Here is a 712-nt window from a genome sequence, read left to right as displayed (position 1 = left end):
GAATCGGGTGATTACCATTGAGGCGATTGATGACCAGAAAACCGGACGGTCTTGCTCTATCGCGATTGTCTATACTCCCGTCGCCGAAAAAGTACACCCGGTAAGCCTCTGCGACGCTGGGCTCGACATTGTCTCCAAACACCATCACGAAATCTGCGTTTGCCTCGTTATAACGCCCTCCTATCACGACGCTATAGTTGCCGCCAGTGGTGTTCCCAAAGCCCCCGCCAACGGTGCTGTACTGGCCATAGGCAGTGTTATCCTTGCCCCCACTAACAGTGCTAGACAAGCCCTCGGCACGGTTATGCCTGCCCCCGCCAACGGTGCTATTAGCACCGCTGGCGGTATTCCCCGAGCCCCCACCAACGGTGCTGTTAACACCGCTGGCGGTATTATCCTCACCCCCACCAACAGTGCTGTTATCACCGCTGGCGGTGTTCCCTTTGCCCCCGCCAATAGTGATGTTCCAGCCACTGGCGGAGTTGCGTCTGCCCCCGCCAATGGTGCAGTACTGGCCACTGGTAGTGTTGTCCTGGCCCCCGCCGACGGTGCTGCACAAGCCACCAGCGGTGTTCTGCAGACCCCCACCAACGGTGCTGTACCAGTTGCTGGCGGTGTTCCCTTGGCCCCCACCAACGGCGCTGTAGGGACCGGTGGCGGCATTCCCCTTGCCCCCGCTGATGACGCTGTAGTCAGCGCTGGCAACCTGCGT

The 712-nt window shown here is 60.1% G+C and carries 1 protein-coding gene; it reads right to left on the bottom strand.

All coding sequences use genetic code 11. The annotated features are described in order from the left end of the window. On the bottom strand, positions 1-712 hold a 712-nt coding region (locus tag NZ960_08630), incomplete at both ends, for a hypothetical protein (GenBank protein MCS7177653.1).

This window comes from Candidatus Kapaibacterium sp. (assembly GCA_025059875.1).
In the GTDB taxonomy this organism is placed as follows: domain Bacteria; phylum Bacteroidota; class Ignavibacteria; order Kapaibacteriales; family HRBIN21; genus HRBIN21.
This window is presented reverse-complemented; position numbering and strand designations above follow the sequence as displayed.